5 tRNA genes are annotated in these 513 nt (G+C 55.0%); all 5 read left to right on the forward strand.

From position 1 onward, the window contains the following. The first annotated feature begins 34 nt into the window (after positions 1 to 34). Positions 35 to 120: transfer RNA gene (locus KGF42_RS19155), tRNA-Leu, on the forward strand. Positions 121 to 135: 15 nt separating this feature from the next. Beyond that, a tRNA-Met gene (locus tag KGF42_RS19160) sits at positions 136 to 211 on the forward strand. A gap of 7 nt (positions 212 to 218) precedes the next feature. After that, positions 219 to 293 (forward strand) — tRNA-Glu (locus KGF42_RS19165). Positions 294 to 302: 9 nt separating this feature from the next. Then, a tRNA-Gly gene (locus KGF42_RS19170) sits at positions 303 to 376 on the forward strand. Positions 377 to 381: 5 nt separating this feature from the next. Further along, a tRNA-Val gene (locus KGF42_RS19175) sits at positions 382 to 457 on the forward strand. Positions 458 to 513: the final 56 nt, after the last annotated feature.

A 513-nucleotide genomic window follows, 5' to 3' on the forward strand; every position in this document is an offset into this window, starting at 1 on the left:
TGTGGGTTCGAGCCCCACCCTTGGAGCCAAAAAAGCCGAAGTGGCGGAACTGGCAGACGCACAGGACTTAAAATCCTGCGGGACTTACCTCTCGTACCGGTTCGATTCCGGTCTTCGGCACTTATAAAACAATATCGCGGAGTGGAGCAGTTGGCAGCTCGTCGGGCTCATAACCCGAAGGTCGTAGGTTCAAGTCCTGCCTCCGCAACCATTAAAATGGCTCGTTGGTCAAGAGGTTAAGACACCGCCCTTTCACGGCGGTAACAGGGGTTCAATTCCCCTACGAGTCACCAATTAAATATGCGGGTGTAGCTCAATGGTAGAGTTCTGGCCTTCCAAGCCAGCTGTGAGGGTTCGATCCCCTTCACCCGCTCCAAAAATGGGACCATAGCTCAGCTGGGAGAGCACCTGCCTTACAAGCAGGGGGTCACAGGTTCGAGCCCTGTTGGTCCCACCATTTGCGGCCTGGTAGTTCAGTTGGTTAGAATGCCAGCCTGTCACGCTGGAGGTCGA

Origin of the sequence: Clostridioides sp. ZZV15-6383, from assembly GCF_020657735.1 — a bacterium.
In the GTDB taxonomy this organism is placed as follows: Bacteria; Bacillota; Clostridia; order Peptostreptococcales; family Peptostreptococcaceae; genus Clostridioides; species Clostridioides difficile_D.